The 8,150-nt window shown below is 40.9% G+C and carries 6 protein-coding genes and 2 pseudogenes; 2 read left to right on the top strand and 6 right to left on the bottom strand.

Annotation, left to right across the window (positions count from 1 at the left end; translation table 11 throughout):
* Window positions 1-538 (bottom strand): amidohydrolase family protein (locus R1Y93_RS07985; protein WP_500822389.1); only part of this gene is annotated, 538 nt, incomplete at its 3' end.
* A 294-nt stretch (window positions 539-832) separates the two neighbouring features.
* Here R1Y93_RS07985 and R1Y93_RS07980 point away from each other — a divergent pair.
* Window positions 833-1,033 (top strand): cold-shock protein, encoded by a 201-nt coding sequence (locus R1Y93_RS07980; RefSeq protein WP_008705499.1) that lies wholly within the window; start codon window positions 833-835, stop codon window positions 1,031-1,033.
* Between the two features lie 303 nt (window positions 1,034-1,336).
* Here R1Y93_RS07980 and R1Y93_RS07975 read toward each other — a convergent pair whose 3' ends face one another.
* Together R1Y93_RS07975 and R1Y93_RS07970 are read right to left on the bottom strand one after the other, a co-directional pair.
* Complete coding sequence (locus tag R1Y93_RS07975) at window positions 1,337-1,597, bottom strand: hypothetical protein (protein ID WP_500822388.1); 261 nt, start codon at window positions 1,595-1,597, stop codon at window positions 1,337-1,339.
* Between the two features lie 85 nt (window positions 1,598-1,682).
* Window positions 1,683-2,521, bottom strand: a pseudogene (locus R1Y93_RS07970) (DegV family protein).
* Between the two features lie 168 nt (window positions 2,522-2,689).
* On the opposite strand from R1Y93_RS07970, the gene R1Y93_RS07965 reads away from it, so the two are divergent.
* Window positions 2,690-3,319 carry a DUF5721 family protein gene (locus tag R1Y93_RS07965; RefSeq protein WP_500822387.1) on the top strand — a complete coding sequence of 210 codons (630 nt, stop codon included), beginning with the start codon at window positions 2,690-2,692 and terminating at the stop codon, window positions 3,317-3,319.
* Here R1Y93_RS07965 and R1Y93_RS07960 read toward each other — a convergent pair.
* The 3 genes and pseudogenes from R1Y93_RS07960 to R1Y93_RS07950 form a co-directional block, all read right to left on the bottom strand.
* Window positions 3,264-3,587, bottom strand: coding sequence for a sporulation initiation factor Spo0A C-terminal domain-containing protein (locus tag R1Y93_RS07960; RefSeq protein ID WP_500822386.1), 324 nt, complete (start codon window positions 3,585-3,587; stop codon window positions 3,264-3,266). The two genes, R1Y93_RS07965 and R1Y93_RS07960, sit on opposite strands and share 56 nt — an antisense overlap.
* A 311-nt stretch (window positions 3,588-3,898) precedes the next feature.
* Window positions 3,899-5,971, bottom strand: a pseudogene (gene htpG, locus R1Y93_RS07955) (molecular chaperone HtpG).
* A 192-nt stretch (window positions 5,972-6,163) separates the two neighbouring features.
* Window positions 6,164-8,150 (bottom strand): COG1470 family protein (locus tag R1Y93_RS07950; RefSeq protein ID WP_500822384.1); only part of this gene is annotated, 1,987 nt, incomplete at its 5' end.

Below are 8,150 nucleotides of genomic sequence, written 5' to 3'. Positions count from 1 at the left end.
CCAAAACCGGCAGGTCACATCTTGCTGCTATTGTCATGGCTTCTTTGCAAAGCTTTGAATCCATTACAGATTTGCCATCTTCGGAAAGAGCCGGTACTCCTGCATCTGCCATTCCTTTAATATCAGAAAGCTCTTTGCCCTGTTCTCCTCTGGTCATGGCTCCAGCCTGCAGCACATGGATCTGTGAAAGCTGTGCAGCTTTATTCTGTACATACCTTACCCGATCCGGCTCATGGATCACCGGTGTGGTATTGGGCATTGCCACCACAGTAGTCACTCCGCCTCTGGCTGCAGCCCTGGATCCTGTCTCAATCGTTTCTTTATACTCCTGACCCAGATCCCGGAAATGTACATGAAGATCAACTATACCCGGCATTACCACCAGCCCATCCGCATCAATGATCCGATCCCCTGCATCAGCTTTTTGCAGGTTCTCTCCTATCTCCTGGATCACACCGTCATCCAGGTATAAATCCATCACTTTATCGGTATTTGTCGCTGCGTCGATCACACGACCGCCACGGATCAAAACACCCATTCAGATCTCTCCCTTCTGAGTTGCCTGTTTTTCATTCCATTCACAGAGTTATTCCAAAATACTTCTAAGCTACATAATACACGAAAAATACCATTTAATAAAGCCCTTTTTCTTATTAATCCTTGACATTTTTAGAAAAACCGGATATATAATCAAACCATGTTCAGGGATTATCGATGTAAAACTCATCACTAGTTTTTAGAGATTATATGATTACATGATATAGTCTGTAAAATCTGGTGATTTTTTTCGCCAGAACTGCTTTTAACTTTTTATTTTTATGGAGGTAACAAGATGAACAAGGGAACTGTAAAATGGTTCAACGCTGAAAAAGGTTACGGATTCATCACAGGTGAAGACGGTGCTGATGTATTTGTACATTTTTCCGCAATCAACGGTGAAGGCTTCAAATCTCTTGAAGAGGGTCAGGCTGTAACTTATGATCTTACCGAGGGAGCTCGTGGAATGCAGGCTGCTAACGTTACAAAATTATAATTAATTTTGTACCCTGTATACTATTGAGTACTGACCAACAGCAGAAAGAGAATTTTAATATTTTCTGATAGCAGCAAAAGTCTCCGGATTTCCGGAGACTTTTTGTTGTCCGGGATAACCAAAATATATTGCACAAAATCCAAAAAGGATAGTGGAATCGGCAGAAATCTCTGTCATATCCACTATCCTTTATAAGTTCGTAGCTATTCAGCACCTTCACAGTTCAATCATGATTCGCATTACAGTATGTATCACAGATCTGCTGCCTGCTGGTATTGCTGCTATCCGATCAACAGATCATCATCATTCTGCATCAGCAGCATCAGTAGCGATCCCGGAAAGGTAATCATCCAGAGCGGAAGTATCCATCTCAGTATTTACCACTACTTCTTCTTTGCCTTCATTTACCTTGCTGTATACAGAAAATCCGATCCATGCAACTGCAACTATACAAAACGCAAGGGCAATCAGCTTCTCAAGACGAAGAACCCTTTTTTCTTTTTTCATGATTTTTTCACGGTTCGCTTTTTCAGCTTTGTAAGCATCCACTTTTTTCTGGCTCATAATCTATCTCCTTTATATGCTCACTGCAAAAATATTATTTCTGCATATTATAGCACACTCTTAAAGAAAAGAAAAGCCTCAAACCTTATACAACAACAATAATCCCGCCATCATTGGCATACATGCTGCTGACTCCCGCAGTATCCAAAACCAGGATCTTCTTAAGGTTCATTTTTTCCTCAAGAGCCTCCTTCAGCATCTGGGCACGCTGTGCACAGTTGCAATGAGAAATAGCCAATGTTCGATTTACACTGTCTGTGGTTGCTTCCTGAATATGTTCTACCATCTTCACAAGAGCCTTATTCATACCTCTTGCCTGGTCAAGCTGACATATAGTACCTTCCTGAGTAGCACCCATCACAGGTTTGATCTTCAGTGCTGATGCGACCAATGCCTTCACCCTGCTAAGACGCCCGTTCTTACGAAGAGTTTCAAGATTCTCAAGTACAAAAAAAGTATTCTGCTGTGAAATATAATGTTCTACCGTATCGATCGTTTGCTTATAGTCCATCCCCTTTCTTCACATTCCTGGATCTTTAATGCGATCAGGGTTTCTCCAACCGATGCAGAACAAGAATTAAATATATGAATCTTCTTGCCTGGATGTTTTTCTTCCACCAGACTTCTTCCCAGCATAGCACTGTTATAGGATCCGCTCAGCTCAGCTGATAAAGTAACACAATACACACGATCAGCATCACAGTCGAAAGCCTTCCTGTATCGCTCAGGTGATGGGCAGGCTGACTTTGGACATTCCGGACAATCTGCCACCTTTTTCAAAAAATCCGCCTGGTCAAAAGTACTATCATCTATGATATTCTCATTTCCAACAGTCAAAGTAAGAGGGACAGATTCAAATCTGGTATCCTGCTTCCATTCATCTAAAAGTTCTCCGCAACTATCTATCACAATCTTATAGCTCAATTATATCGTCCTCTTTTCCATAATATGTAGTATTGAATACCACATCTATATTAGCATATCATATTGTATTTGAAAAGTCTTTTTAGAAAACTCTATCCTTTTTTTTTATTTTCGTTTATAATGATGTGGGAATAGGTATCTTATATATTATGAAACAGGGGATTTTCAATGATTGCTTTAAAAATAACAGATCTTCGAGATTTTACGAACAAACTATTTATAAAAGAAGTATTTGATTCATTCTGGTTAAACCAGGCTGAGATCACAACTTATAATACATTTTCTATTGATGGGAAGCTGCATACAGATTTTCTGGACAGCGACCAGCTTCAGATCCTTCAAAAAAGTGGGCGCACCTACTCCCTTTGGAAAGAAACAAGACCTTTCTGCTGGTCCGTGATTCGCGGCAAACGCACACCTCTTTCTTTCAAGATCGTTCTTCAGTTGTCCAAAGCTCAGACACAGGCTCTTGCGGCTGAGGCCAGCCTTTCTGCTGCCCCTTCCGCCATCAGTGGACTTTATCTGAATCTTCAGTTCAAAAACAAAATCCTATTATGTACAACAGGGACAGCTTTCAATACATTTATTCCGGACAAACGTCTGGAACAGTTATGGGACGGTATGGTACTGGACTTTTTTCCCAGCATCAGATCATATTTGAAGAGATGTAATCTCCGAAATCAATTCGACATTCCGGTCTCCTGTTTCAGCTCCTCCATCCTCTGCATGTCACATGTATTTCTCAGATCTGCTCTTTCAGATAATATGCCAACATATCAACAAACTCGCTGTTTGTAGGTTTATACTCTAAAGTATAGCCTGCAATTTCCTGTATCTTTTCACGATTATTCTCCCAGCATATATTAATAACGGTACGTATATCATGCTCCACATTTACAGGTGTGGACTTAAATTTCCGTGCCAGACAGGGATATACATCTTTCGTGATCCGTATAGGCTTTTCTGCGAATCCCATTGATAATTTCACTGCTTCTGCAACAAAATAATAGCCTTTATACTTTGAAGTTGCTCCAAGTGTTCTGATCAAGCCGTAAACCTTTCTCATATCTCTCCTCCTGTAAAACAATGTTTCCTTTACTGCTTACCTTGGTTCACACAGTGATACAATACGGCTTTTCTTACCTTTTCTGGATTCTATCTGAAAGAATCATCTGAATTACAACAATAACCCATTAATATTATACACGTTAGCTCCAGAAAAATATATATATTTTTTATGTTTTTTTCAAGTCGAGTTTGTTGTTACTCACCACCAAAAAGAGGTGGGAGTATTCTCAACTGAGATAAAAAAATCGCTGACTCTGGTACAGATATATTATATCTCGTGTACCAGGCAGCGATCTTCTTCCTGCTTTATTATGCTTCAGCCAGTTTCAGCAGAATATCATTGCTTCTTTTGACAAATTTTGTCATCTCTTCCGGTGAAAGCTGTTTATGGCTCATCATTGCCAGATCATACAGCTGTTCACAGATCATGGATGTATTCTCTCCATCTGTATGCTCTGCCACATACTGTACCAGCGGATGGTTTGCATTCAGGATCAGGGTTTCCTGACCGCCAAACATAGACGGATCCATGCCATACATGTTATACATCTTCATCATATCCTGCATACGGCGGCTTTCCTCAGACAGAAGTAACCATTGCTGCAACACCTGCATTTTTCAGCTTTTCAACCTTTACTTCCAATTTATCCTTCTTAAGGCTTGTACGGAAGGTATCTGTCAGCTTCTTTACTGTATCTTCGTCAATGACAGCCTCTTCTTTCATCTCTTCAGAAAGGTCTGCATCAATTCTCTTAAACTGTACATGCTCATCTTTCTGCTCCAGAATGAGTGATAAACGGAGCATCAATATTATGTTTCATGATCACAGCATCTTTGCCTGCTTCACGGAACATATTGATATACTGGCTCTGCTGGATCTCATCTGTCACATAAAAGATGGTTGTCTTTTCCGGCTCTTTCTTATCATCAGAAGCTTCTTCTTTCTTCTCTTCTGCTTCTTTTGTGTCTTCAGCCTTCTCTTCTACATTCTGATCTTTTTTATTTTCTTCAATGCAGTCCTTCAATGTAAGATATTTTCCGTCAATATTCTTGAACAGAATGTAATCATGCATTTTATCTGCAAATTTGTTATCCTTAATGCAGCCAAATTTAATAAATGGACTGATATCATCCCAGTATTTCTCATAGGATTCTCTGTCGGTCTTACACATACCAGTCAATTTGTCTGCAACCTTTTTGGTAATATATTCAGAAATTTTCTGTACAAATCCATCATTCTGAAGTGCTGATCTGGATACATTCAGAGGCAGATCCGGACAATCGATCACACCTTTCAGCAAAAGCAGGAACTCCGGAATCACTTCTTTAATATTATCCGCAATAAATACCTGATTATTATAAAGCTTGATGGTTCCTTCGATAGAATCATACTCTGTATTGATCTTCGGGAAATACAGGATACCTTTTAAGTTAAAGGGATAATCCATATTCAGGTGGATCCAGAACAATGGCTCCTTGTAGTCCATAAATACAGTCCTGTAAAACTCTTTGTATTCTTCCTCTGTGCATTCATTTGGATGCTTCATCCACAGTGGGTGGGGATTGCTTAAGGATACTGGACGTTTGTTAATCTTTACCTTATCTTTTGCAGGAGAAACTTCGACAACCTCTTTCTCTCCTTTATCATTTTCTTTCTCTTCAGTCTTAGCATCTTCATGAATATGCTCAACAACTACATCATCCTCACGAAGTTCTGACTCATCAATGGTTTCGTACTCCTGCTCCTGATTTTCCTTGGCAAGATAAATATTTACCGGCATGAAGGAACAATATTTCTGAAGTACTTCACGCATACGATATTCATTGGCAAATTCTACGCTCTCTTCATTCAGAAACAGTGTGATCTCTGTACCAACTGTTGTCTTATCCCCATCCTGCATATCATACTCTGTACCGCCATCACATGTCCAATGTACAGCCGTAGCGCCCTCTTTATAAGAAAGAGTATCAATATGGACCTCATCTGCAACCATAAATGCAGAATAAAATCCCAGTCCAAAATGACCGATGATCTGATCATCATCGTAGTCTTATCCTTATACTGCTCCAGGAACTGGGTAGCTCCTGAAAAAGCAATCTGTGTAATATACTCTTCTACTTCATCTGAAGTCATACCAAGACCATTATCAATAAACTTCAGGGTCTTTTTTTCCGGATCTACAATAATATGGATCTCCGGCTTGTAATCATCCGGCAATGTATCTCGCCCATTACATCCAGTTTCTTCAGCTTCGTCACTGCATCACAGCCATTGGAAACCAGTTCCCTGACAAAAATATCATGATCAGAATATAACCATTTCTTTATAATTGGAAAAATATTGTCACTGTTAATTGATAAACTACCATGCTTTTCAGCCATGTAGATCACTCTCCTTTGATTTTTACTCTTATGCAATATATACTAATACTCTTCTTTTCAAAAGTCAAGAAAAATTTAGCACTCATGTAAGTTGAGTGCTAACAGTAGGCTTTGTTTCATAAAACAGCAGGCTTTTTAGGGAATAATAAGCTTCCCTAAAAAGCCTGCTGACAATATTATTATATTATGAAATCATTTTTTCTTTTTTCTGTAAACAACTACACCAATGATACAGATCACTGCAACCACCAGAATGATTACAAATGTCATGATCGGTGTGTTATCACCGGTACGTACTGCATTTTTCTGGTTAGCATCTGTACGGTTCGCTGCCGGGGTAAGATCCTGGCCATCTGCCTGTGAAACATTGAAGTTGACCTGCTTAGCATCCTGCGCACCTGTATTTACCCAGTTACTTCCATCATATTTCTGCTGATTGAATACAACTGTCATAGTATAACTGCCTGCCTTAGCCATTCTGAATGTAGCTGAATAAGGAGCCTGCTCCCACTTTCTTTCTTCAAGAACCTTCCAGCTTGCCGGAATATATCTGGTATCTCCGGTTCCAGGATCGGTATTATTCATACCTGCACCATTTGCTGTAACGGTGATCTTGGTCGCTGTAGTATAAGCTGCGTTAGGGTCAATCCCTGCAATAGTATTTCCGGATGGGTCTGCAAGAACTGCAGAGCGTCCATTCACACTTACTTTTGCAGAAACAATAGTGCTGATCTTATCAGGATTGGTCACACCACTAGGCAATGTTACCGTTCCCTTTACAGTAAACGTCTGTGCATCTGTGCTGTCCGGATCATAAGAGCTGCCATTTACATCCCATTTAACGGATGCTTTCATCTTTCCATTTGTAGTACTGATGACAACAGTCTCAGGAAGCTTCAACGCCTTTGCAGATTTCTTCGTACCATTGGCAAGCCCTGTAATTTGAGAAGGTTTGGTGATCCCTGTCAGTTTAACCTCTGCCTTTGCAACTGTAAGGATTGCCTTTACACTTGTCTGGGAATTATCGCTTGCTACTACAATATCCTGATCAAACAGTCCTTCTGCAAGACCTGTCTTAGGTCTTACAGTAAAAGTTGCACTCTCACCTGGTGCAAGTGTCACTGCTGAAAGAGCACCCACCTCAAAATCACCGCCTGTTGGCTGTTTCAGATTGATGGTTGTATTACCTTCATTCTTTACAGTAACTGTACCGGCCTGTGGTGCTTCTGTATAACCAGCTTCTACAGTGCCAAAATCAACTATACTTGGGTTTACAGATAATCCAAATACATCTGCCTGTGCCACAGTCAGAGAAAGTGTATATGTGAATACAACATTTCCGTCATTCAATACAGATACCTGTCCTGTATAAGTACCGGCTTTCAGTCCCATCTTCGGCTGAACTGCCAGAATGGCAGACTCACCACCTGCTATAGAAGCCTGTGAAAGAGCTGCAGTAAATGCATTCTGTCCTGCCTCATCAAGAACAGCTGTCAGATTCGCTGCTGCATTTCCTGAATTGCTGACTGTAACAGACTTTGCATCTGGTGCTGCTGCATATCCTTCTTTTACAGAATCAAATGCAAGAGTACTTCCGCTTGCCGGATCTACTGTCAGACTGGCTGCTGCCGGTGCATTCACTGTAAGAGATACAGGATAGGTGGCAAAATCCATTCCATTAACCTGTACAGTCACATTACCGGAATAAGTACCTGCTGCAAGACCAGCTACCGGCTGAACTGTCAATACTGAAGGTTCTGCTGCGCCTGCTGCTAAGGTGTCTGCGGAAAATGCTGTTGTAAAAGCTGCCTGTGCACCTGCGTCAAGCACTGCTGTAAGCTGTGCATCTGCTGTGCCGGCCTGATTGCTGAAGCTTACAGTCTTTCCTGCTGGAAGCTCTGTATATCCAGCTGTAACAGGATCAAATGTAAGGGCTGTTCCTGCAGCCACATCTGGTGTCACAGAAGGTGCCGGATCTGTTTTCTGCTGATCCTGTGGTGCATTTGTATCCTCACCATTTCCATCTGTTACCTGAGCTGCTTCATTCACTGTAAAATCTGCTTCAAAGGAAGCCTGTGCCCCTTCCTCGGTAGTATAGGTGATCGTGTCCTTATAAACACCAGCCGGTATACCCTCTCTTGGCTGAACCCATACATTTACAGATTCCCCTGCTTTCAAA

Source organism: Blautia sp. HA3515 (assembly GCF_059933065.1).
Note: the sequence above shows the minus strand (reverse complement) of the source record. Positions and strands in the feature narration are given on the sequence as shown.

What these genes read in the sequence shown, in the direction of transcription:
- R1Y93_RS07980 (WP_008705499.1), top strand. Translation starts at nt 833, where the DNA reads ATGAACAAGGGAACTGTAAAATGGTTCAACGCTGAAAAAGGTTACGGA.
- R1Y93_RS07975 (WP_500822388.1), bottom strand. Translation starts at nt 1,597, where the DNA reads ATGAGCCAGAAAAAAGTGGATGCTTACAAAGCTGAAAAAGCGAACCGT.
- R1Y93_RS07965 (WP_500822387.1), top strand. Translation starts at nt 2,690, where the DNA reads ATGATTGCTTTAAAAATAACAGATCTTCGAGATTTTACGAACAAACTA.
- R1Y93_RS07960 (WP_500822386.1), bottom strand. Translation starts at nt 3,587, where the DNA reads ATGAGAAAGGTTTACGGCTTGATCAGAACACTTGGAGCAACTTCAAAG.